The organism is Spirochaetia bacterium 38H-sp (assembly GCA_039023545.1).
Taxonomy (GTDB): Bacteria; Spirochaetota; Spirochaetia; order Winmispirales; family Winmispiraceae; genus Rarispira; species Rarispira pelagica.
The window spans coordinates 611,749-634,363 of record JBCHKQ010000001.1 but is presented as its reverse complement, the minus strand read 5'-3'; the positions used below and the strand labels follow the sequence as shown (position 1 = coordinate 634,363).

Below are 22,615 nucleotides of genomic sequence, written 5' to 3'. Positions count from 1 at the left end.
GGGGATGGCGCTGTGCGCCCATCCCCTGCCTCCTGGCGTAAGAAAAATATTATAGCAACATAAAAATCAAAACGGACACTAACAACTCTGTCTTCCTATAAGCACGGATGGCTCTATATAATGCTTTTTTTCTTTTTCTCCAGAAAGAGCCGCACTTATAAAATCCACTGCAGTTGCGCCCATACGCGGCATATTGTAGCGCACTGTCGTAAGAGTGGGAGACACAAGAGAAGAAGCAGGGATATCATCATACCCCACCAATCTTACATCCTCCGGCACAGATATACCCCTGTCCCTCATGGCAGCAAGGAGGCCAAGAGCAACCATATCACCGGCAGCACAAAAAATGCCGTCCACATTCGGCATTGCATCCAGAATACGCGGGAAAAGCGTATACCCTTCTTCAAAATAATAACGCTCTATAAAGAAAACTTGGCTTTTATCAAATCCATAACCGTGAGCCCTTAGAGAACGTCGTGCACCTATTAGCCTTTCCATAGGGCTTCTTCCGGGCTCCTCCGTATGTATCTCTCCCGACACTATTGCTATATTCTTTGCACCTGCCTTCACAAGAGCAGAAACAGCAGCATAAGAGCCGCCCGGATTATCAATCCTTATGGTATCCGCACAACGTCCCTTACCCTCTATAAGCACAACAGGAAAAGCGTACTCACATGCAAGGCTGCTGAGATTGACTGATAAAGATATATTGAGCGTGATAAGACCATCCGCTCTTCCGCTTTTTATCACATCAGCTATGATATCTTCTTCTCTTTTTTTGGAGCCACGCGTGGTAAAAAGCAGAACACCAAGCTCGCTGCCGGTATCCATAAGCTGCTGCTCTATACCTTTCAAAACCTCCATCTCAAAATGAGAAGAAAAGAATGACGCAACAATAGCAAGAGTATTGGTCCTGCCGTTGACAAGCGCCCTTGCAAGCAAGTTGGGATGATAATTGAGCTTCCTGGCTGCATCCATCACCTTTTTTCTGGTCTCTGGGCTTATTCTGGGATCACCTTTGAGTGCCCATGAAACAGTAGTGTGAGAAACCCCGGCCAGTTTTGCAACATCCACCAGTCTAGCTCTTTTTGCCATATTTTATGGTATACTAACAAAACCAGTTTTTGCAAGGGTTATAAAAATTCCAAGAACAGAATACTCCCTGCAGAAACTTATCAAGACAAAGACCTTCCATTTATATTTATACCGAACGTCAGGAGCGCACCTATACGGCAAAGCAGTAAGAAGGCGCGCTCCCTCCTGCCTGCGGCACACACTAAGCAAAAAAGCGGGAAATCCTCTGCCCCACTTTGCCTGGAGGCAGCACTGACCGCGCAGCGGGCTGTGCGTTCGGTATAATAAGCTATTTTTCTATAACTATGTCGTCGGCCCGGACTACAACATCCGGTTTATCTTTTCCAAGTATAGCGACAAGCTCGCTTGTGTGCCGCCCGGCAACTTTCTCTATGTCCTTGCTTGAGAGAGCTGATACTGCCTTGATTGTGCCGTTTATAGTGATAACATCGCCTGCCTCAAAGCTTCCCTCCACTCTTAACACACCAGAAGGAAGAAGGCTTTTTTTCTTGCCTACTGCACGAAAAGCCCCGTCATCCACAACGATATTGCCGTGCGGCTGCGCTTGGAGTATCCACCTCTCGCGATTTTTGAGTCTGCCAGAAGGCAAAAACAATGTGCCAATCTCTTCTCCAGCTAGAATTCTGGGAAGAATGTTCTTTTCTCTGCCATGGGCAATTACCACGCGGCAGCCTGCCTGTCCTGCTATCCGTGCGGCCATGAGCTTGGTTTTCATTCCACCCGTTGAGTGAGTGCTACCTGCACCACCTGCTTTATTCAGCATTTCATCACTTATCTCGATAACAGTACGTATAATCCTTGCGTTTTTGTCTTTTTTGGGATCATCGGTATAAAGTCCGTCTATATCCGTAAGCAGAATAAGCAGATCAGCATCTGTTTTGCTCGCTATGTAGGCACTTAGCGTGTCATTATCTCCAAACGCAGTTCCAATCTCATCCGTAGATATACAATCATTCTCGTTAAAAACAGGAAGAGCTCCCATGTGCAGAAGGCTATCTACTGCATTTTTGAGATTGACATAGGCTTTACGATTATCAAAGGTATCTCGGGTAAGAAGTATCTGAGCTACAGGAATATCATAGCGCAAAAAAGCCTGTCTGTACGTATGCATGAGAACAGGCTGACCTATAGCAGCAAGAGCCTGCCTCATGTCTATCTTCTTTACTTTGTGCTTTATACCGAGCTCACGAGACCCCATACCTATGGCACCGGAAGAAACAAGCAAGGGGATAAAGCCATGCTTCCTTATATCGTTTATCTGTGACGCAAGTTCTTCTATATAAAAAACATCTATACCATCAGGGCCAGAAAGAGTATTGGTGCCAACCTTGATGACAATCTTCTTGATACCCGAAAAATCTCGCATTGCATATCCTCTGATAACCGCTTTTACCAACTTAAAAAAACAACCGGCTCAAAAATGTAAAATATTCTGCATTATAAAAGACAGAATACAAATCCGGCAATTTCTCAGTTGCTTAGGGGAAAGTCCTTAGCAAGTTTTTTATGAGTAAACTCAGCACGTCCCTCCACATAATCCGCTACAACCTGTCCGTTACCCATAAGCATATACTTATATATAACAAGCCCTTCCAGTCCCACAGGACCTCTTGCATGAATCTTGTTGGTGCTTATCCCCACCTCTGCTCCAAGACCATATCTATAGCCATCAGCAAACCTTGTGCTGCAGTTCCAAAAGACATCTGCAGAATCCACAAGAGACATAAAAAGTGCAGCAGCCTTTTTATCAGAGGTGATTATGAGGTCAGTGTGCCCAGAACCATAAGTATTGATATGTTCTATAGCCTGCTCAATCCCATCTACAACCTTTACAGAAATAATATAATCCAGATATTCAGTAGCCCAATCTTCCTCTCTAGCCTCTTTGCAATCTATAATTCTGCGAGTTCTCTCACAGCCGCGTATCTCAACCCCTCTTTGGGTAAGAGATGCAGCTATAACAGGCAGAGCCTTATCCGCGCAAGCTGCATCCACAAGAAGTGTCTCTACTGCATTACAGACAGCAACATACTGCGTCTTAGAATCCGTAACAAGGGAGGCAGCCATATCGATATCAGCAGCCTCATGCACATAGGCATGACAGATTCCGTCCGCATGTCCCATGACAGGAATAGCTGTATTGTTCATAATATATTTTACAAACTCGTTGGAACCTCGAGGTATTATGAGGTCAATATACTCATCCATGGACAACATCTGTCCGACATCCTCACGAGTATGAAGCAGCTGAATCCATCCATCCGGAATACCGGCTCTGGATGAGACATCTGCAATAATCTCAGCAAGAATAGTATTAGTATTCTCAGCCTCACTCCCGCCCTTGAGCAGTACAGCATTTCCGCTCTTAAGACAGAGGGTAGAAATCTGCACAAGTGCATCTGGCCTGGATTCAAATATAACACCTATAACCCCTATGGGACATGATACCTTAAAAAGCTCGAGATTCTTATCCAACTCCGTAGCAGAAAGCGTTTTGCCTACAGGGTCATCAAGAGAAATAAGGCTGTCTATCCCCTTACAAACATCCTCAATCTTAGAAAAGGGAAAAGAAAGACGCTTTTTAAGAGGTGCGGCAAGATTAGTCTCCTCAGCAATCTGTAAATCCATCTCATTAGCCCTGACAATCTCATCGCTCCTTGCCATAAGAGCATCACGTATGGCTTTAAGAGCAGAATTCTTCTTATCAGTAGAAAGCGCACTCAAAAACCTGGAAGCATTACGCGCAGAAACAGCCTGAGCCTTTACCTTCATACAAACCCCCGTCAAAGTATGTAACAAGAATAAACAAGCTGTAAAACTTATTCAATATATCAGAAAAAATAAAATGATTGCCTTCATATAGCTTGCGACATGGAGCAAATCAAAAACATATACGGCTATGCCAAAGAATTATTTATTTACCTGTCGCAATATTTTAACAGAAAAAAACATATGACAAAAGGCTCTACCATTCCCGCATATTTTCTTTAAATATATATACAATCTCTTGAAAACAAGACAATATTAGCCTATTATTTATTATGCAAAATGCATAATAAGACGATAAAAATACTATGGAAAAAGAATACATACTGCTTGTAGATGATGACGAGACTATTCTCACAAGATACCAGCTTATGCTGGAACATGAAGGCTATACCAACTACATATTGTGCAGCAGACCAGAAGAAGTAGAAAATATTCTCAAAGAAAACAATATACAAGTAGTTGTCTTAGACCTTGTGATGCCCAAGAAAGACGGCTTTACATTATTAAAAGAAATAAAAGAAAGCCATCCGGAAATTCCTGTAATAATTGCAACAGCAGAAGAAGGCGCGCAAAACGTAGTCAAGGCTATGAAACTGGGAGCTCTTGACTATATAAACAAGCCCATAAATCCTACCAGGTTTTTTACCTCGCTAAAAAATGCGCTGGAGATGCGCCAGCTAAACAAAGAAGTAGAGAGCCTTTCCTCCCACGCACAAAAAGGTTTTGAGGTAGAAAGCGAGTTCTCTCATATAATAACCCGCGATAAGAAAATGCTTTCCATATTTTCTTATGCCAAGGCGATTGCTCCGAGTCCCAGACCCGTACTAATAACAGGCGAGAGCGGTACGGGAAAAGAACTTCTTGCACAAGCAATACATAAAGCAAGCAAACTAGAGGGCGAACTTGTAACTGTAAATGTTGCCGGTCTTGACGATACGCTTTTTTCCGATACTCTATTCGGTCATAAGCGGGGCGCATATACTGGTGCAGAGACAGACAGAGCAGGACTTATAGAACGCGCTCAGGGTGGCACACTTTTTCTGGACGAGATAGGAGAGCTGAGTATTCAGTCGCAGATAAAGCTGCTTAGACTTCTCCAGGAAGGTGAGTACTATCCTCTGGGAGAAGACAGGCCAAGAAAAAGCAACGCGCGTATAATAACGGCAACCTGCGCAGATCTTACAAAAAAGCAGGAAGAAGGTTCTTTTAGAAAGGATTTATACTACAGATTGATGACTCATCACATACATCTTCCACCGCTTAGAGAAAGGCAGACGGATATCCCACTGCTTGTGGATGCCTTTGTCAAACAGGCTGCAAAAGAGCTCAAAAAGGAAGAACCTCTCGTTCCTCCCAGACTTTTTGATATCCTGACAGTATACGAGTTTCCTGGAAATGTGCGTGAGCTCCAGGCTATGATTTTTGATGCGGTATCAAGAACAACTGAGCAGATGCTCTCTCTTGAGAGTTTTGCTGTTTACGAAAAATCCACATCTGTCCCGACAATGAGAAAACTGAGACTTCCGGCAGAGCTTGACTATGACAGCATTGTTTCCTGTTTTGGCCATTTCCCAACCATAGAAGAAATGGAAAATATTCTTATAAAAGAAGCACTTAAGAGAACAGGTAATAATCAGTCTGCAGCAGCGCAAATTTTGGGAGTTTCTCAGTCAACCCTGAGTAGAAGGCTAAAAAAAACCTCATAGTTTTATATTACACTAAAGAATCCCTTTTTTATTGAAAACCTAATGGAGAAGAGTCTATCCTGCTCACTATTGCGCAGGCAAGCGTCCCTGCGCAATCTGTGTATCGTTTAAAACATGCACAGGGACAAATCTGTCTATGATTATTGTGTCAGAATTTATTCTATATAGAGCAGGAGTCCCTTGAGATACTCTCCCTCAGGCTGATAAATGTTGACAGGATGGTCGACAGGCTGATGGAGTGTTTTTACAATCCTAACAGTCCTCTTTTCTTCTATGGCTGCAGCGCGGACAGCACCGGTAAAAAGGCCAAGATCTATGGCCTGACTACAGGAAAAGGTCGCTATAAAACCACCACTTTTTACTATCCTTATTGCCTTCTTATTGAGGTTTTTGTATGCAATCAATGCTTTGTGACGGTGCTTTATGTGCTTGGCAAAAGCAGGCGGGTCAAGGATGATAAGGTCATATAGATCTTTTTTCTGATCTGCAAGAAAATCAGAAACATCGGAGCACACAGTGCTGTGCTTTGCCTCAGAATAATTGTGCTTTACGTTTCTCTCAGCAAGTTCGCAGGCTGAGGCAGAACTGTCAACAGATATGACCTCCCTTGCACCTCCCCAAAACGCATATACCGAGAAACCTCCGGTGTAGGAAAATGCGTTTATAACACGCCTTTCTTTTGCTATAGATGCGATAAGAGCCCTATTGTCCCTCTGGTCAAGGAAAAAGCCTGTTTTCTGTCCGGATTCCCAATCCACAAAAAAAGAAAGCTTATTTTCCACTATGTTGTGCGGAAGAACAGGTTTGGAGGCAATATAGAGGTAAGAATCCTTGGGTTTCTCCTCTGTATGCACACTCTGGCTGCTCTTATCATAGACAGCAAGCAGATTTTCTCCGTAGACATCTGCAAGAGCTGCGGTGATATCCTCTCTTCTTGCATAAATTCCCACACAATGTGCCTGAAAAACCACAACCCCATTATAAAAATCCAGAACAAGTCCGGGAATACCATCCCCTGCTCCATGAATCAACCTATAACAATTGGAAGACTCTGTAATACCCAGAGCCTGTCTGTAGAAAAGAGCAGCATAGAGCCTGTCTCTCCAAAAATCGCTGTCTATGGGTCTATCAGAAAAAGAAAGAATCCTCACTGCGATAGTTCCGCTGTCAAAAACCCCGCGTGCAAGGAACTCACCGGACAAGCTGCGCACGGTTACAATATCGCCCGGCACGGCACCGCCGTTGTCAGAAATCGCACCAGAAAAAATCCAGGGATGCTGCCTCATAACAGAGGAACGCCCCTTATCCTTGATAATCACATCTTTATACATAATCGTACGAGTATACAGATGCCAAGGCTATAGGTCAATTTGTCATACCGAACGTGCGATGACGCAAGCGCCATCGCACTGCCTCCGGCCAAAAGAAGAAGCACAAGAAAACTCTACACCATATGAGCCGCAGGCAGCAGTAAGAGCGCCATTCTGCCCTGCTTTACAAAGGACGGACGCTATTACTGCGTTCGGCACATTTTATAAAATACTGTTCTATCCCGCTTTTAATATGTATACTATATAAAATTGCTAATGTTTTGGAGGAAGGATGGCTGACATAAAAGAGCTTCTCAGCGAGCGGATTCTTTTTCTGGACGGCGCCATGGGGACTATGCTCCAGAGGCATAAGCTGGAAGAAGCCGACTACCGCGGCGAGGAGTTTGCCGGTTTTGATAAAAAGGATGCAAAAGGAAGGCCCATCAATCTCAAGGGCAATCACGATATGCTCACTCTGACGCGACCGGATATAATCGAGGGTGTTCACAGGGCTTATCTTGAGGCCGGAGCGGATATAATAGAGACCAATACCTTTAATTCTACCCGTACTAGCCAGGCAGATTATGCAACAGAGGAGCTTGCCTATAGGCTCAACCTTGAGGCTGCACGTCTTGCAAGACGCGTGGCCGACGAGTTCTGCAAAAAGACACCGGATAAACCGCGTTTTGTGGCAGGAGTGCTGGGCCCAACCAATAAAACCCTTTCTCTGTCCCCCAATGTTCAGGATCCGGCTTTTAGGGCTCTGGATTTTGAGACACTGGAAGAGGACTACCATAATTCCATATGCGGGCTCATAGATGGTGGCGCTGATATCATACTGGTCGAAACAATATTTGATACACTCAATGCAAAGGCAGCATTATCCGCTCTTATGAGATACCGCGAGGAGTCTGGAAAGGATGTGCCTGTTATGCTCTCTGCAACTATCACGGATGCTGCAGGCAGGCTGCTGGCAGGACAAACAGCAGAAGCTTTTCTTTTTTCTGTGCTCCATGCAGAGCCTGTATCCGTAGGTTTTAACTGCGCCTTTGGCCCGGATATGATGAGGCCACATCTTATGTCCATAACCCCGCATGCACCATGCGCAGTAAGCGTGCATCCCAATGCCGGGCTTCCCAATGCTATGGGAGAGTACGACCAGGGACCGGAAATCATGGCAAAAACACTAGCTATGTATGCCAGGGAAGGGCTTCTCAACATAGTAGGTGGTTGTTGCGGTACAACACCGGAGCATATAAAGGCAATTGTTGATGCTCTATCGGACATAAATCCACGCAGGATTCCTGACAAAAAACATGAGACTGTCTTTACCGGGCTTGAGGTTTTGCGTGTAAGCAGGGAGAGCCTCTTTGTCAACGTGGGGGAGAGAACCAATGTGGCAGGTTCTGCACGTTTTAAAAAATGCATTGCAAATTCTGACTGGGATACAGCTCTTGAGATTGCAAGGGCACAGGTAGAGGCAGGGGCTCAGATAATAGATATCAACGTTGATGATCCGCTTATAGATGCACCCTCTGCAATGAAGCACTTTCTCAACCTGATTGCCTCAGAGCCTGAGATAAGCAGAGTACCTATCATGCTGGATTCTTCCAACTGGAAGGTGATAGAAGCAGGTCTTATGTGCTTACAGGGTAAAGGTATAGTAAACTCCATAAGTCTCAAAGACGGCGAGGAAGAGTTTATAAGGAAAGCACGCTTTGTAAAGCGTATGGGAGCAGCTGTTCTTGTTATGTGCTTTGACGAGAACGGACAGGCAGACAGCCTGGAGAGACGCATGGAGATTGCAGAACGTTCTTACAGACTGCTTACAACTAAGGCAGGAATAGCACCAGAAGATATTGTTATAGATGCTAACATATTTGCAATAGGAACAGGCATGGCAGAACACGCCAATTATGGTGTGGATTTCCTTGAAGCCGTAAAGTGGATTAAAGAAAATCTTCCCTATGCAAAGACATCCGGCGGAGTAAGCAATATATCTTTTTCCTTCAGAGGCAACAATCCGCTTAGAGATGCAATGCATTCTGTATTTCTCTACCATGCGGTAAAAGCAGGACTTGATATGGGCATAGTAAACCCAGCACGCATGCTTCCATATGAAGAGGTGCCGGAAAACGTGCGCAAGCTAATAGAAGACCTGCTTTTTAACAGGAATCCAGAAGCAACAGAACTTCTGCTCGAGGCTGCCGAAGGTTTATCAGGAGCGTCCTCTTCTGGAGGAGATGCCAATAAGTGGAGAGAGCTGGACGTAGAAGAACGCTTGACATATGCACTTCTCAAGGGAATAAGCAGTCATCTAGAAGAAGACCTCCCGGAAGCACACAAAAGACTAGGCTCAGCACTTGCCGTGATAGAAGGCCCTCTTATGAAAGGAATGAACGAAGTTGGAAGGCTTTTTGGCGAAGGCAAAATGTTTTTGCCTCAGGTCGTAAAGACCGCACGGGTTATGAAAAATGCAGTTGACTTTCTCACCCCCCTTATAAAGAAAGAAAATGCAAAAACAGGCGGGCAGCATAAAGCAAGCATGGTGATAGCAACAGTAAAAGGTGATGTGCACGATATAGGAAAGAACATAGTAAAAGTGGTCCTTGAGTGCAACAATTATAGGGTAATAGACTTGGGAGTTATGGTACCAATGCAGGATATCCTTGAAACTGCAGACAAAGAAGGTGCGGATGTCATAGGGCTTTCCGGACTCATTACACCTTCTTTGGAAGAGATGAGAATAGTAGCAGAAGAGATGGAAAGGAGGGGCAAGAAGCTGCCCCTCATGGTAGGTGGAGCTGCAACCAGTCCCACGCATACTGCACTCAAGATAGCACCAGAATACTCTGGACCTGTCATACATTCTACCGATGCATCAGATGCAGTAAAGGTTATGAGCGCCCTAAGCTCGGACAAGAAAGAAAGCTTTATCGCAGAAAATAGAGAAAAGCAGAAAAAAATAAGAGAACAAAAACTGGGACAGATAAAAAATTTTAACTATATTTCTTTGTCGGAAGCAAGAAAAAAGCGCTTTATCCCGAATTGGAAGGATTATAAGCCTGTAGAACCTGTGATAAAAGGAGCACAGACAGTGAGGCTCTCTGTAAAAGAAGTGCGGCCATACATAGACTGGAGATTCTTTTACATTGCATGGGAAATGCCGGGAAAGTTTCCCGACATCCTATCTGATGCAGAAAAGGGGGAAGAAGCAAAGAAACTGTACGACGATGCCAACAGAATGCTGGATATAATGGAAGAAAACATAAGAATAGATGCAGCTGTTGCCTTCTATCCTGCATGCTCTACAGAAAACGATGATATCCTTCTCTATGACTGGGAAACAGATAAAGAATTCTACAGAATTCCTATGCTCAGACAACAGAGAGAAAAGAAAAAAACCCCTTATTACCTTAGCCTGTCGGACTTTCTTCCACAGGAAAAAAGCGGTATGAGGGATTATATGGGCTTTTTTGTAACAGGTGCCGGGAGAGACCTAGAATCCTTTATAAAGGAGCACACAGATGCAGACCAATACTCGGATATACTCGTAAACATCCTTGGAGACAGACTCGCGGAAGCCGCAGCAGAAGCTTTGCATCAGCTCGTGAGAAAAAAGCTCTGGGGATATGCTCCGGATGAAAAACTCAGTCCTCAGGAAACTCTGGCAGAAAGCTATCAAGGCATAAGACCTGCTCCAGGTTACCCCCCCTGTCCCGACCATACGCTCAAAGCAGATATATGGAAAATCACGGATGCTCAGAAGCGTACGGGCATAAGACTCACAGAAAGCTATATGATGATGCCCTCTTCATCTGTCAGCGGATTTTACTTTGCCCATCCCGATTCCCATTATTTTGCAGTAGGCCGCATAACAGAAGAACAGCTTGCTGACTACGCAACAAGACGCAATATGAGCACTACGGAAGCAGAAAAATGGCTGCGAAGTATTCTACCAGAAAGCTGATTACAACAGGATATAGAAGGCTGCTATAGGCAGCCTTCTATGTGATGCTTGCTATAAGCCACATGATAGCAAAACTTATCACAACAGAAGCATTAGCATAAGTTCCTGCAAACTCCATATCCAGCTCGTTTTCTGCCGCATAGGGGATTATAACAAGAGGAGCAGGCAGAAGAAGACCTATGAGCAATATCCTTCTGTAAAAGATATCAAAAGGTAGAAGAAAGAAAGCAGCAAAACCCAGAACAAGCCCAAGACCGTATCTTACAGCAAGAGCCCTTGCAAAAACCTTTGCCGTCTTTTTGGGAAACGTAAATCTGAGAGTCATCCCAAGCACTAAAAGAACAAGAGCATTATTTGCCCGTGCGATTAGAGCTATGGCATCACCAATTATAGATGGAAAAGAAAGCCCGGCAATATTAAGAGAAAGTCCTATCACATAACTCATAAACGGTATGGAGTAAAGCAGAGCTTTTAAAATCCGCACAGGAGTTATCTTCTTATCCTCCTGTGGTGAGAAATGTCTTGCCACCAGATAAAGAAGACCAAAAGCTACAAAAGCGTTTCCCACATCAAACATGGCAACACCAGCAAGTCCATCCTTACCATACAGCCCTTCTATCAGAGGATAGGCAAACAAACCTATATTGTAGCCAATAACCGTAAGATAAGCATTTCCCCTATCCGCCAGAGAAAGCCTATTAAAAAAAAGCTTTGCAAAAGGCAATATTATCACCGATGCAGCTATGCATATAAGAGGAAAGAAAAAAAGAGACCCTACCAGCTCCATAGTTGTTAATGTATTTAGAATCACTGCCGGTAATGTGACATTGACTATCAGTCTGGATATATCCTTGCCAAGCTCAAGCGACAAAACCTTGAGTCTGGTAAGAACATAACCTGTGAGTATTACAAAAAGCGATAACAAAAATGGATAGTGTATGCTGTTTTCCATGATATCTCCTATTATATTCTGTATACAGAATATAATATATAAAAGCTTTTTACAAGTTCCGTCACTTTTGACAGCAATATATTTTTACACCGAACGCACAACCCGCTACGCGGCCTGCGCTGCCTCCTGGCGGAGAACCAACAAAGAAGACAGTCTAAATATATACCGCAGGCAGGAGTCTCTGCGTCCATTTTGCCACTTTACTACATATGACCCAGAGTCGACGTTCGGTATAGCATATTAACGGCTAACAAGGATTGTATTTCCTGCAGAAAAAGGAAAATGTTTTTGCAAGTCTTTTTCCATCTTCTCCGCTGCAAGAAGAAAAGCGTTTTCTATTTCTTCCGGCTCGGCAGGGATACTTCCCAGTGCACTCGCTGCTCTCGGTAATATGCGCGCATTGATATACCACCGCAGCTGCTCTATATCCTGCTGAAGCATATAGGCAAAAAACTCTGTTGCAACAAGGGGATAGTGCTTAGTATCGTAGCTCATCCACTGCATAAAGCCATAAAAGGTCTTTCTAGCCTCGGGAAGCAGGTTTTCCCACGTGTCATACACATCAGCTCTCAATGAAGGCAAGGAAAAATATAGGGCATGTAGCGACTCGTGAATAAGAAGCGTACGGCGCAATACAGGCGGACTCTCTCGGGATATGCTGATAAGTCCTCCGCTTACAGGGAGATATCCATCCGGAGCCTTTGTTATAATTTTGTTGGCAAGAAGAATAGAAAGGAGTTCCTCTTCCGCAGGAAGAAGAGAAATGCTGTTTCTGTAAGCAGTATCAAAAAAAGCAGCCAGTGCTCTTGCAGGATAATCATGAGCATTCCAGTCATGGAGATTTGCTACCTCCCCAGGAGAAGCAATTCGGCCTCTAAAACCCGGTTTTTCCACAAAAAAAGCAATCCGCCTGAGATAAGAGGATTGTACAGCATAGGTTTTAAAATTAAACACAAGAAAATCAGGAAGAGCCGCCCACCTGCAGATAAAAACAGGAGATGAGTTATCATAATCAAGTATCACTGAGAGATCAGTGAGCCTGATATCATCGGGGCTATCTGTAATAAAAGCCTTTACAAGCCCATAGTCAGAAGAATCTATAACAAAAGAAGAGATATCTTTTGCAAGCCCATGAGGTATAGGCAAGTCAATGTTATGACTGCCCTCATACATTATGACCTTATAAAGCATTTTGCTTCTGTCGCTACTCAGTATGCTTATAGTATCTGCAGGGCTACTTGTCTCGTAACTTAGCCTTATCCAGGTATCATCCTGCGATTCTTCCTGTGTATAAACAAAAAAACAGCCAAGAATAAAAAAGAATAAGACAAAAAACTTTTTTGATGTATACATGCTATATATTTGACATGCACATTTTTACTATATGGCTTGCAAGATGCTCTGCTATCTCACGTCTTACAGCCATAGGCATATCGTGCTCATATCTGACAAACTGATCAAAATAACCTCTAAAGGAATACGGAAGCTCTTTGAGCCTAAAAACATGCTTACGCATTTCCCTGCCCCACGGCTCAAAAGTCTTGTTGATAGCAAAAAGAGCAGAACAGGCACTTCTTATAAAGCCGGCAGAAGATATGAGAAAATAATACTCATCTTCCAACTCACTTGCGGCGCATAAGTCTGACAGGTAGTGCTCCATCTTGGCACGAGCCTCATCTACAAGAGCATGCCAAAAAGAATCCGGTAAACTGTCCAGTTTTTCTCTTATACCATCAATCCAATTACTCTTTTTATAAAGCACATCCGCATTCTTAAGCCTGTAACACATATAACTTATACGCTCATCATATCTAAGGAGTGCACCAGGTTCGCTATTTAGCATGGCCTCTATGTCGGACATACACTTATATTCCAACCTTACAGGGATATCCCTGACAAGAAAACGGTCCTTGTTTCTACCCGGAGAAGTCTCAAAGGCACCGGCAAAGTCAAACTGAGCGAGCCTTTCTTCGCTAGGAGGCAATTCTCCATCATAATAGACATCAAGACTTATATAAAAATACGGATCATATACATCGGAACGATCGTTGTTTAAAAAACATAGAGTATCCACACAATCCCATACGGAGAGCTTTTCCTCTAGCATAGTAAGAGTTCTATATATGGAAGCCGGAAGAACAGCAATACTATCCACACATCCTCCTCATTGCCAAGATTATAAAACAATATTACCATAAAAACCAGTATTTTAAAATGGAGTTACCATGAAAATACAGCTTGCGGGCATACGGCTACCCGGTAATATAGAAGCAAAAACAGAAAAACTAAGAGAAAAATTATACAAAAAAACAAAAATAACAACAGCCAGACTGTTTTTTCCATTTTTCCCGATATATTCCAAAACAGACATCATAGAGAAACACAGGCTAGAAGAACTTAGAGATTGTCCTTATTACGAGTGGAAAGCAGAAGAGATTATAAATATCGGCAAAACAATAGTTCTAACAGGCTCGCCACAGGATGCCTGGATAAACTTTACCATAGATCAGCCAGAAACCTCCTCTCTTTTTTTCAAGATACCCTGCTCATCTTTATTTCTCGCCGAGGCAGAGACAGAAACTCAAGCAGAAGAAGCTGTAAAAAAACTTAAAGAAGAAGAGCTAATAACACAAATAAGAACAAAAGCCCCTCTTCTTTTTCTTGCCACAATAGAGATATATAATCCTGCAAGACCTTTTTCCTCCATAAGCTGGAGAATAGAATGGCAAAAAACCGCTCACAAACACAAAGGGCTCAGACAAAACAAAGGGCAGCCTGCTTGCTAAGACTGCCCATAATCACAAGGAGGGATCCGTAGAGGAGGTATAATAAAATAAACAAATTTTAAAGACAAATGTTACATTTTTATATGCAAAATGATTGCATAAAAATCATGTTTCACGTATAAATATTGATAATGGATTTTTCCAAAAAACAGTAGTATATTTTTAGTAGAGATTATGGAGAAATTAGAGATAATCCAGTATATACTGGAAGATGAAGAACTGATATTTTTTCTGCCAAAAACAATAAGAGCACAAGATGCCTACTCCATGTATAAATACGCAGAAAAACTTCTGCAAGAAAAACAGCCCAGAATGCTGCTTGTTGACTTAAGTTCAACAGAGTATATGGACAGCACAACAATAGGAACCTTTTTAAAGCTTCGTTCATGGATGAAAGCCCATGGAGGAAGCTTTTTTATTGCCAACATCAATAAAGAATCTGCCCGTATACTCAGGGAAATGCATCTTTACGACTACTTTAACCACTTTACCAACGATTTACTTGCACAAATTAAGAAGCATGTGTGCAATAATCTTCCTCAGATAGATAAGAACAAGCTTGCAGCATGGTATATAAAAGACGCCCATGAGTGCTTAATCAAGGCAGCACCCCAGCTAAAAGAAAGCTTTCTGCCTCTTCTCAAAGCACTCCAATCAAAGATTGCAGCTTCCCAAGAAAACGTAGCGCATAAACACTAAGCCATTGGCATAAAAAAAAAGCTCTGCTATCATTTCTCATATGAAAATATATGCGAGTTTCATTAATAACAGGATAAAAATCCTGGAAAAAAATCTTAGAAAACGAGGATTTGGCTTTTTCTTTGCCAGCACAACAGAAGAATTGCACATACATATAAAAGAAATAATAGAAGAAAACAGTATTGTTTCTTGGGGTGGATCTGTAACACTGGAAGAAACAGGGATAAAAGAGCTGCTGAGGAATGGAAACTACAATATTCTGGACAGAGAGCAGGCAGAAAGTCCGGAAGAAATAGAAGAAATATACCACAAAGCACTATCTGCAGATTTCTATCTTATGAGTACAAGTGCAATAAGCCTGGACGGACAACTTGTAAACATAGACGGCAGAGGCAACAGGCTTGCAGCACTCATCTACGGTCCCCGCAAGGTGATAATAATAACAGGATACAACAAGATAACATCTACTTTAGAAGAAGCAATGGCAAGGCTTAAAAACACGGCAGCTCCACTCAATGCAATAAGGCTTCACAAAAAAACACCCTGTACAAAGGAAACTATATGCAGGGACTGCCTCGGTCAGGATAGCATATGCAGTCATACGGTCATAACAAGAAGATCCGTACCAGAAGGACGCATCCACATAGTAATGCTGGGAGAAGAATCAGGCCTCTAATAAAATAATATAAATAATTAAGGAGTAAGCATGAGAAAAATACATACAAAAAATGCACCAGAAGCGATAGGACCTTATAGCCAAGCAATAAAAATAGGTAACACGCTCTACTGCTCCGGACAGATAGGGATATCCCCAGAAACAGGCAAGATAAAAAACACAACCATAGAAGAAGAAGCAACACAAACTCTAGAAAATCTCAAAACCGTGATAGAAGCCGCAGGATTCGCTATTACAGATACAGTAAAATGCACAATATACCTGACAAATATGTCGGATTTTTCAAAAATCAATGAGATATATGCAAGCTATTTTTCTCACAAACCAGCAAGATCAACTGTCGCTGTAAAGGAGTTGCCTGCCGGTGCAAGAGTAGAGATAGACTGCATAGCAGTAAAAAATGACTAAGCAAGAACTAAGAGGTATAATATTATCAGAAACAAAAGCTCTTGCCACAGAGGAAAAAAAAAGACAGAGTCTCATAATCTGCAACAAAATAAAACAAAGCAATATCTGGAAAAAAGCAAAAACAATAGCGCTATACATGCCACTGAAAACAGAACCTGACATACGGCTTCTTATGGAAGAAGCAGTAAAAACAAAAAAAAGAATTCTACTTCCTGTAATAGAAAACAACACGATAGAACTTGTTCTTTACAAGCAGGATGTACCCCTTGTACGTCACAGCTTGGGATTTCTGCAGCCAAAAAATACTGCAAAAGAATCCATTCTGCCAGAGCTAATACTAGTCCCCGGCGTAGCATTTGACAACAATAAAAAAAGACTCGGCAGGGGAGGAGGCTACTATGACAGACTACTCTCCTCCCTTCCTCCAGACTGCATAAAAATAGGAGTATGCTACAGCACTCAGCTAACAAAAGAAATCCCATCAGAAAAACACGACATAGCAATGGACATTATAATCACAGCATAAGCAGGTATTGACACAAGCATAGAAAAGCATCATTTTTATGTACATGGGAGAAATAAAATCAGCATTAGAAAAAGCCCTGGAGCGGGCTGCATCAATAAAACCCGACAAAGAAAAACTAGAAGAAAGCCAATACATAACAGAAGGCAAACAACTTGCGGCAAAAATACTCTCCGGAGAAGAAGCGGACATAAAAAAAGAACTAAAAAAATATAAAGGGAAACAATCTAATTGGGTAAAAAAAGGATTTGCAGACACAATTATTGGCAACCTCAAGCTACCACAAGAAAAAGAAGACCTGCAACAACTCTCCACACTGCTCAAAGCCTTAAAACCAATAGCAGCACAAGCCGATATGATTCCTGCAGTAGAACAACAACTAACACAATTCTTCACGCAATATTTAAAAACAGTAGAGCAATACAGACAAGCAATAAAACAACAATATTCAGGCAGACTAAGAGAAAAAGAAGCCCAGTTATCCCAACAACTTGGTAGAGAAGTAAAAATCTCACCAGAAGCAGATCCAGAATACCAGGCAATAATCAGGCAAAATCTAGCACCTATAGAAGAACAATATCAGCAGCATATGCAGCAAATTAGAAAAGAACTAAAACAACTACTTGGAATATAAATAATAAAATAAATTATATCGAACGGCCTTGCCACAGCAAGGCCTGCCTCGGCACAAGGCATCATCAAGGAAATAATTAGCCCAGTCATTCTCCGCCGGATGGCAGCACAGCCCGCGCAGCGGGCTGTGCGTTCGGTATAAAATATTACACTATTTGTTGTATCCCCTCATATCAAGAAAATCCGTAACAGCAGCTTTAAATTCTGCATAGACGCTTCTGAGAGAATCCAGTCGGCTTTCCATTCCATCCTCAAGATGTGCCTTTGCGGCTTTTTCCACCTCAAGAGCCGCTCTTCTTAGAGCCTCGGCATAAACATTGGCAGCTCCGCCTTTTAAGGAGTGAACCTCTCTGTGAAAGCTAGTCCAATCGCGTTTTTCCCATGCGGCATCTATTCTCTTCCATTGATTATCGCACTCATCAATAAATCCAGACAGGATTTCTAGTGCTTTCTGCTTCATCTCGCCAAATTCCTCTACAAAAGATACAAGGCCGCCATAAATATCATCTCCATAATCACTAATACTGCTATCAGAGAAGCGTGTTTCTTCCTGTGACAGTTTTCTGTTTTTTACAATATCGTTTACAAGGCTCAGAAGCTCTTTTTTCCTTATAGGTTTTGGAAGAACTCCAGACATCCCTGCTGCCATAAACCTGTCAACATCTTCTTTATAGGTATCAGCAGTGATAGCAATGATGGGTATGGATACTAGACCTCTGGCTCTTATCCGCCTTGTGGCCTCAAGTCCATCCATAGTAGGCATATGTATATCCATAAGAACAATATCATACTGTTGTGCCAAAACCATGTTGACTGCTTTTGCACCGTCGGAAGCAATATCAACCCTTGCGCCCGCGTCGGTCAAAAATGTACTCACAAGCTCCTGATTCTGAGGATAGTCATCTGCAAAGAGGACAGAGACTCCATCCAGATTTACATCATTGATATCAATAGTTTCTTCAGTAGTATGAGGATGCTCGGCATAGTCTGCCTCAGCATACGGGATATAGAAAACGGCCCTCGTTCCCTTACCAACAGTACTTTCTATGGAAACATCTCCCCCCATAAGCTTGACGTATTCTTTTACAATATATAGGCCCAGGCCTGACCCGCCAAAGCGTCGTGTGGTAGAATTGTCAGCCTGTTCAAAAGGCAGAAAAATCTTTTCCAGCTTATCTTCTGGTATACCGTAGCCCGTATCCTCTACCTCGACAAAGAGGATGTTCTCGGTATTATCTTTTACAAACATTTTAATATCAACATGACCGTTTTCTGTAAACTTTACAGCATTGGAAACAAGGTTTCTGAGGACATGCTCAAATTTTACTTCGTCTCCTTTTATCCAATCCGGACAGGAATCAGGCAGTTGTAACCTGAGCTCCACATGCTTCTTTCTGGCTGCAATATCAAGCGATTCTTTAATCATATTTGCGGTTTCCTTGGGAGAAAATACTTTCTTCTCAACCTCCATTCTCCCCTGTTCTATCTTGGAAATATCCATCACTTGATTGATAAGGTCTCTAAGCTTAATACCTTCTCTAAAAACAATATCAGCTATTTTTGAGATTTCTCCATCCGCCTTGTCCTTGAGCATCTCAGCATAGCCTACAATGGATGTGAGAGGAGTACGCATCTCATGACTTATGTTGGCAATAAACAGGCTCTTCTCGCGGCTTATCTGCTGGAGCTTAGCATTGAGCTTATTTAAATCCGCTGTCCTCTGGGAAACTTCCTGCTCTATTTTTCTGGAGAAGTTCTCAACTTCTGCTCTCATTCTCATTGTTTTGAGAGCAAGGTTGGAAAAGATAAAGACCTCAAAGACAAAGGCTCCTATCCCCTGTAGCCATAATACGGGCAGAACTCCGGCAACCTTATAGCCGATATCATGGATGGCAGAAAGAACAAGCACAGATGTGCCTAGCAGCATCCCCGTAGCCTCACTCAGTCTTCTGCGTACAGCATGTACGGATACAGCAATATACCCTATAAGAAAAGCCATGGAAGCCACAAGCCCCAATGCAAATGCCCTCTCTGCAAGCTGATAATCCTTTGCTATAAAAAACATAATTCCCACAATTGACCATGCAAAATACAGTATAAAGCGTTTGAGCCTCGGGTTTATTCTCAAAGAAAAAAAATCAAAATAGAAAAGCTGCAAATATGCAAAGGCAAGAACAATCGCAGCCTTAGACAAAGTATAGGAGAAAACAGGTGGCAAAAAAGGAAACGGATAGGACATTCTAAAAAAATAGTAACTCATAAAAATATTGCTTAGAGAATAGAACAGATAACTTCTCTTTTCTGTTATTTTTACGGGGCTTCTGTAATGGGCAAAAAAGTATATAGCCACAAAAAATGTAAGAAAGCCAAAGTAGCCGTAAATCCTCACATTAAGAAAGTTTTTTATGTTTTTTATAAACTTGGCATTATCAGAGTTTATAAAACCTACATCGAATATTCTTATCTCACTTTTCTCCTGTGCAGCTATAATTACAAGCTCATTCTCTCTGCCCCAATTTATAAAATCAACAGGAATATATCTTACAAATATCTCTCTGTAAGAATGAAAAAACTTAGGAGGGAAACCTCCTTCTTCTCCTATATAATATCCGTTAAAATAATACTTATATGCACCGGGAAGGCGCTCAACCATAAGATATAGTTTCTCAATGCCAAGCTCATAAGGAACGATAAACTTTTTTCTCAATATCACGGTGCCCTTTTCTACGGGCATTTTATATCTAATTGGCATATCCACAAAATGTTTATCCACCTTAAAATCCATGCCTTCTATCTGCCATTGTCCGCTAAGATTGATAAGAAAATGTTCTGTATCAGCATATAGAATGGAAAATCCAGATAAAAAAATAAAAACAACAAGCAATTTTTTTAAAATCACATGTAACATCGTATTCAGTTTAGTTTAGCCGGAAGGATTATTCAACAAAAATATTGTTGCAGGCATCTTCTTCTTGCCGTATAGTACACATAGGGGGAGATATGAAACAGCTTCCGAGATTGTTTTTGCTAATTATATACCTTGGCGTAGTTATATTTATAAGTTTAAACCTTGGAACAGGCTCTTCTTCTCATGATATCAGTATGGTAAAGGAAGCGGAAGAATTGGCTGTGTCTTCCGCAAAAAAAGCTGCCACACTCATAGATACGGCTGAATACTTTGCCATAGAAGAAGAAAAGGAAAATTTTAATATCATAAAAAAGGAACTTGAAAACAGACTTGATATAGCTCTGGAATTTCTAAAAGCGTATTCCGAGCTTGCAAAAAACGGGTATATAAGCAAAGCTCAGGCTCAGAAGATTGCAAAAGACAGGCTTAGGAACCTAAGATACAACTCAGAAGGCTATTTTTTTGCGGATTCTCTTTCCTATATTTCTCTGGTAAATCCGCCTAATCCTGAGCAGGAAGGTCTCAACAGAGAAAAGCTTACCGACATAAAAGGAAAAAAATATATAAAGGAGCTCATAGACGGAGCAAGGGATAAATATCCTTATTATGTGGAATACTATTTTCCTCATTTGTCAGGTGGTGACCCGGTAAAAAAACTGGGTATTGCAGGTGTTTTTGAAGACTGGGGCTGGGCAATAGGTACATCGGAGTATATGGATGTACAAGAAAAAAGATGGGCAGAAAGAAGAAAAAAGGCAATGGAAGCTATTCTCAAACAGACTTCTGCCAACAATCTTTATATCGTCAATCCAGATAACACTATACAAGCTAATAATAAGGGATTGTTAAAAAACATACCAGAGTCAGAGGTTTCTTCTTTCCTTTCTACAAGGGAGGAAAGTACAGTCTATAAAAAGGATTCTGATGTCTATGTTATAGCAAAGGCAAATACAAAAAACGGATACACTGTTCTTAGTATTGAGAAAACAAGGCTGATAAATGTAAGCTCGGTCGCAGTGCCTACATATGTTCCTATACTGCTTGTTCTATCAAGTATAATAATGGCTATTCTTATGCTTTTGATATCAGACAGGAAGAATCAAAAAGAATATAAAATGCCAACAGAAAAAACAGAGCTAGGATATAAAGAAGAAAATAAGGAAACAATAAAAAGTAGTTCTATACAGACTCAATATGACCAGGTTCAAGGAAACAGAGAAGATGAAAACGGTGATAAGAAAACTGATGTCTTTGATAGTACTCACTCAAAGACGCAACAGCAAGGAAGTATAGCCGAATTAACAACATATAGGGAGTCAATTGTCCAAAATAAGATAGACTATACTGAGGATAAACATACCAGTATGCTGTCAGAAGAGCATAAAAAAGGGATAGAGGAGGCTCTTACTTTTGTATCGCAAAGGATAAAGGATATAGAGGAGATAGAGTCTGCCATTACTGCAGTAAAAACAGAACAAACTAGGCTTGGTTTACAGATTGAGAAGATAAACAAGCTTATGGAAAGTCTGTCCAGCGATGTTTTTTTTGATATTCCGCTTATCAATTCTGCAGATGAGAGTATTGCAAGATTAAAAGAGGCTTCCAATCTTCTGGAAAGTCTTTCTGCTCATAGTAAAGAGACTTTTTCTACGGTAGAGACAATATATTCTACTACTGTCAATATCAATGATTTTCTTCATGCAATTGAGGATATATCGGAGAGGATTAATATTCTTGCTCTCAATGCTGCCATAGAGGCGGCTCATGCTGGAGATGCCGGCAGAGGGTTTGCTGTGGTTGCTTCCGAGGTTAAAAAGCTTGCTGCTGCAACAGCAGAGAATACTAAGAAGATTTCTACTAGTATAGGCGAGCTTAACAATGTTATCCGCAGCAGAACAAGTTTTAGTTCTAGGCTCAAGATAGATACAACAAGACCAGCAAGGCTTATATCTCAGGCTATTTCTTCTCTTGAAGAACAAAGGAGATCTGAACGACCATCCGATACTAGTGTGTCTAAGATCAAAGAGATTGTAGGAGAGATAAGGCAATCAGTTTCCGATATGCTGAGTATGTGTCATAGTTTATCAGCTATTGATTCTTCTTACCTTTCCAAGCTTGCTGATTCTCTTAAGGGATTAAGGGATAAGATTGTTTCTTTGTTGTGAGGGCTTGTTTCTTTT

17 protein-coding genes are annotated in these 22,615 nt (G+C 41.8%); 9 read left to right on the top strand and 8 right to left on the bottom strand.

Features of this window, described 5'->3' with window-relative positions:
• Positions 1 to 78 precede the first annotated feature (78 nt).
• The 3 genes from WKV44_02735 to WKV44_02725 all read right to left on the bottom strand — a co-directional run bounded on the left by WKV44_02735 (position 79) and on the right by WKV44_02725 (position 3,867).
• Entirely contained in the window at positions 79 to 1,095 is a 1,017-nt protein-coding gene (locus WKV44_02735; protein MEM5947452.1) for a LacI family DNA-binding transcriptional regulator, read from the bottom strand.
• A 268-nt stretch (positions 1,096 to 1,363) separates the two neighbouring features.
• Positions 1,364 to 2,461: a glutamate 5-kinase gene (gene proB / locus WKV44_02730; protein ID MEM5947451.1), complete on the bottom strand. Its 1,098-nt coding sequence runs from the start codon at positions 2,459 to 2,461 to the stop codon at positions 1,364 to 1,366.
• A 104-nt stretch (positions 2,462 to 2,565) separates the two neighbouring features.
• The gene (locus WKV44_02725) at positions 2,566 to 3,867 is read right to left on the bottom strand and encodes a glutamate-5-semialdehyde dehydrogenase (protein ID MEM5947450.1); all 1,302 of its coding nucleotides are present in this window, start codon (positions 3,865 to 3,867) and stop codon (positions 2,566 to 2,568) included.
• A gap of 302 nt (positions 3,868 to 4,169) precedes the next feature.
• On the opposite strand from WKV44_02725, the gene WKV44_02720 reads away from it, so the two are divergent.
• Positions 4,170 to 5,570, top strand: a complete 1,401-nt coding sequence (locus tag WKV44_02720; protein MEM5947449.1) for a sigma-54 dependent transcriptional regulator — start codon at positions 4,170 to 4,172, stop codon at positions 5,568 to 5,570.
• Positions 5,571 to 5,725: 155 nt separating this feature from the next.
• Here the strand turns inward: WKV44_02720 and WKV44_02715 are convergent, their stop codons facing one another.
• Positions 5,726 to 6,901 carry a class I SAM-dependent rRNA methyltransferase gene (locus tag WKV44_02715; GenBank protein MEM5947448.1) on the bottom strand — a complete coding sequence of 392 codons (1,176 nt, stop codon included), beginning with the start codon at positions 6,899 to 6,901 and terminating at the stop codon, positions 5,726 to 5,728.
• 271 nt (positions 6,902 to 7,172) lie between these two features.
• Here WKV44_02715 and metH point away from each other — a divergent pair, with 271 nt between their 5' ends.
• Positions 7,173 to 10,850 (top strand): methionine synthase, encoded by a 3,678-nt coding sequence (gene metH, locus WKV44_02710; protein MEM5947447.1) that lies wholly within the window; start codon positions 7,173 to 7,175, stop codon positions 10,848 to 10,850.
• Positions 10,851 to 10,887: 37 nt separating this feature from the next.
• Here the strand turns inward: metH and WKV44_02705 are convergent, their stop codons facing one another.
• From WKV44_02705 to WKV44_02695, 3 genes are all read right to left on the bottom strand, one after another.
• The gene (locus tag WKV44_02705) at positions 10,888 to 11,802 is read right to left on the bottom strand and encodes an AEC family transporter (protein ID MEM5947446.1); all 915 of its coding nucleotides are present in this window, start codon (positions 11,800 to 11,802) and stop codon (positions 10,888 to 10,890) included.
• Positions 11,803 to 12,042: 240 nt separating this feature from the next.
• Positions 12,043 to 13,155, bottom strand: a complete 1,113-nt coding sequence (locus WKV44_02700) for a hypothetical protein (protein MEM5947445.1) — start codon at positions 13,153 to 13,155, stop codon at positions 12,043 to 12,045.
• 1 nt (position 13,156) lies between these two features.
• A complete protein-coding gene (locus tag WKV44_02695; protein ID MEM5947444.1) occupies positions 13,157 to 13,957 on the bottom strand; it encodes a hypothetical protein in 801 nt (266 codons plus the stop codon).
• A 70-nt stretch (positions 13,958 to 14,027) separates the two neighbouring features.
• On the opposite strand from WKV44_02695, the gene WKV44_02690 reads away from it, so the two are divergent.
• From WKV44_02690 to WKV44_02665, 6 genes are all read left to right on the top strand, one after another.
• On the top strand, positions 14,028 to 14,588 hold the full coding sequence (locus tag WKV44_02690) for a hypothetical protein (protein MEM5947443.1): 561 nt from the start codon (positions 14,028 to 14,030) through the stop codon (positions 14,586 to 14,588).
• Between the two features lie 174 nt (positions 14,589 to 14,762).
• Positions 14,763 to 15,287, top strand: coding sequence for an STAS domain-containing protein (locus tag WKV44_02685; GenBank protein ID MEM5947442.1), 525 nt, complete (start codon positions 14,763 to 14,765; stop codon positions 15,285 to 15,287).
• A gap of 40 nt (positions 15,288 to 15,327) precedes the next feature.
• The gene (locus WKV44_02680) at positions 15,328 to 15,963 is read left to right on the top strand and encodes a lactate utilization protein (GenBank protein MEM5947441.1); all 636 of its coding nucleotides are present in this window, start codon (positions 15,328 to 15,330) and stop codon (positions 15,961 to 15,963) included.
• A 30-nt stretch (positions 15,964 to 15,993) separates the two neighbouring features.
• Entirely contained in the window at positions 15,994 to 16,371 is a 378-nt protein-coding gene (locus tag WKV44_02675) for a RidA family protein (protein ID MEM5947440.1), read from the top strand.
• Complete coding sequence (locus tag WKV44_02670; protein ID MEM5947439.1) at positions 16,364 to 16,897, top strand: 5-formyltetrahydrofolate cyclo-ligase; 534 nt, start codon at positions 16,364 to 16,366, stop codon at positions 16,895 to 16,897. Before WKV44_02675 ends, WKV44_02670 begins: the two co-directional genes overlap by 8 nt.
• A gap of 43 nt (positions 16,898 to 16,940) precedes the next feature.
• Positions 16,941 to 17,528 carry a DUF6657 family protein gene (locus WKV44_02665; GenBank protein ID MEM5947438.1) on the top strand — a complete coding sequence of 196 codons (588 nt, stop codon included), beginning with the start codon at positions 16,941 to 16,943 and terminating at the stop codon, positions 17,526 to 17,528.
• 150 nt (positions 17,529 to 17,678) lie between these two features.
• On the opposite strand, the gene WKV44_02660 is transcribed toward WKV44_02665, so the two are convergent.
• Positions 17,679 to 20,435: an ATP-binding protein gene (locus WKV44_02660; GenBank protein ID MEM5947437.1), complete on the bottom strand. Its 2,757-nt coding sequence runs from the start codon at positions 20,433 to 20,435 to the stop codon at positions 17,679 to 17,681.
• Positions 20,436 to 20,527: 92 nt separating this feature from the next.
• Here WKV44_02660 and WKV44_02655 point away from each other — a divergent pair, with 92 nt between their 5' ends.
• A complete protein-coding gene (locus tag WKV44_02655; GenBank protein ID MEM5947436.1) occupies positions 20,528 to 22,600 on the top strand; it encodes a cache domain-containing protein in 2,073 nt (690 codons plus the stop codon).
• The last annotated feature ends 15 nt before the right edge of the window (positions 22,601 to 22,615 follow it).

Excerpts from the sequence above, each read along its gene's own strand:
- WKV44_02735 (MEM5947452.1), bottom strand. The coding sequence starts at position 1,095 with ATGGCAAAAAGAGCTAGACTGGTGGATGTTGCAAAACTGGCCGGGGTT.
- proB (MEM5947451.1), bottom strand. The coding sequence starts at position 2,461 with ATGCGAGATTTTTCGGGTATCAAGAAGATTGTCATCAAGGTTGGCACC.
- WKV44_02725 (MEM5947450.1), bottom strand. The coding sequence starts at position 3,867 with ATGAAGGTAAAGGCTCAGGCTGTTTCTGCGCGTAATGCTTCCAGGTTT.
- WKV44_02720 (MEM5947449.1), top strand. The coding sequence starts at position 4,170 with ATGGAAAAAGAATACATACTGCTTGTAGATGATGACGAGACTATTCTC.
- WKV44_02715 (MEM5947448.1), bottom strand. The coding sequence starts at position 6,901 with ATGTATAAAGATGTGATTATCAAGGATAAGGGGCGTTCCTCTGTTATG.
- metH (MEM5947447.1), top strand. The coding sequence starts at position 7,173 with ATGGCTGACATAAAAGAGCTTCTCAGCGAGCGGATTCTTTTTCTGGAC.
- WKV44_02705 (MEM5947446.1), bottom strand. The coding sequence starts at position 11,802 with ATGGAAAACAGCATACACTATCCATTTTTGTTATCGCTTTTTGTAATA.
- WKV44_02700 (MEM5947445.1), bottom strand. The coding sequence starts at position 13,155 with ATGTATACATCAAAAAAGTTTTTTGTCTTATTCTTTTTTATTCTTGGC.
- WKV44_02690 (MEM5947443.1), top strand. The coding sequence starts at position 14,028 with ATGAAAATACAGCTTGCGGGCATACGGCTACCCGGTAATATAGAAGCA.
- WKV44_02685 (MEM5947442.1), top strand. The coding sequence starts at position 14,763 with ATGGAGAAATTAGAGATAATCCAGTATATACTGGAAGATGAAGAACTG.
- WKV44_02680 (MEM5947441.1), top strand. The coding sequence starts at position 15,328 with ATGAAAATATATGCGAGTTTCATTAATAACAGGATAAAAATCCTGGAA.
- WKV44_02675 (MEM5947440.1), top strand. The coding sequence starts at position 15,994 with ATGAGAAAAATACATACAAAAAATGCACCAGAAGCGATAGGACCTTAT.
- WKV44_02670 (MEM5947439.1), top strand. The coding sequence starts at position 16,364 with ATGACTAAGCAAGAACTAAGAGGTATAATATTATCAGAAACAAAAGCT.
- WKV44_02665 (MEM5947438.1), top strand. The coding sequence starts at position 16,941 with ATGGGAGAAATAAAATCAGCATTAGAAAAAGCCCTGGAGCGGGCTGCA.
- WKV44_02660 (MEM5947437.1), bottom strand. The coding sequence starts at position 20,435 with ATGTTACATGTGATTTTAAAAAAATTGCTTGTTGTTTTTATTTTTTTA.
- WKV44_02655 (MEM5947436.1), top strand. The coding sequence starts at position 20,528 with ATGAAACAGCTTCCGAGATTGTTTTTGCTAATTATATACCTTGGCGTA.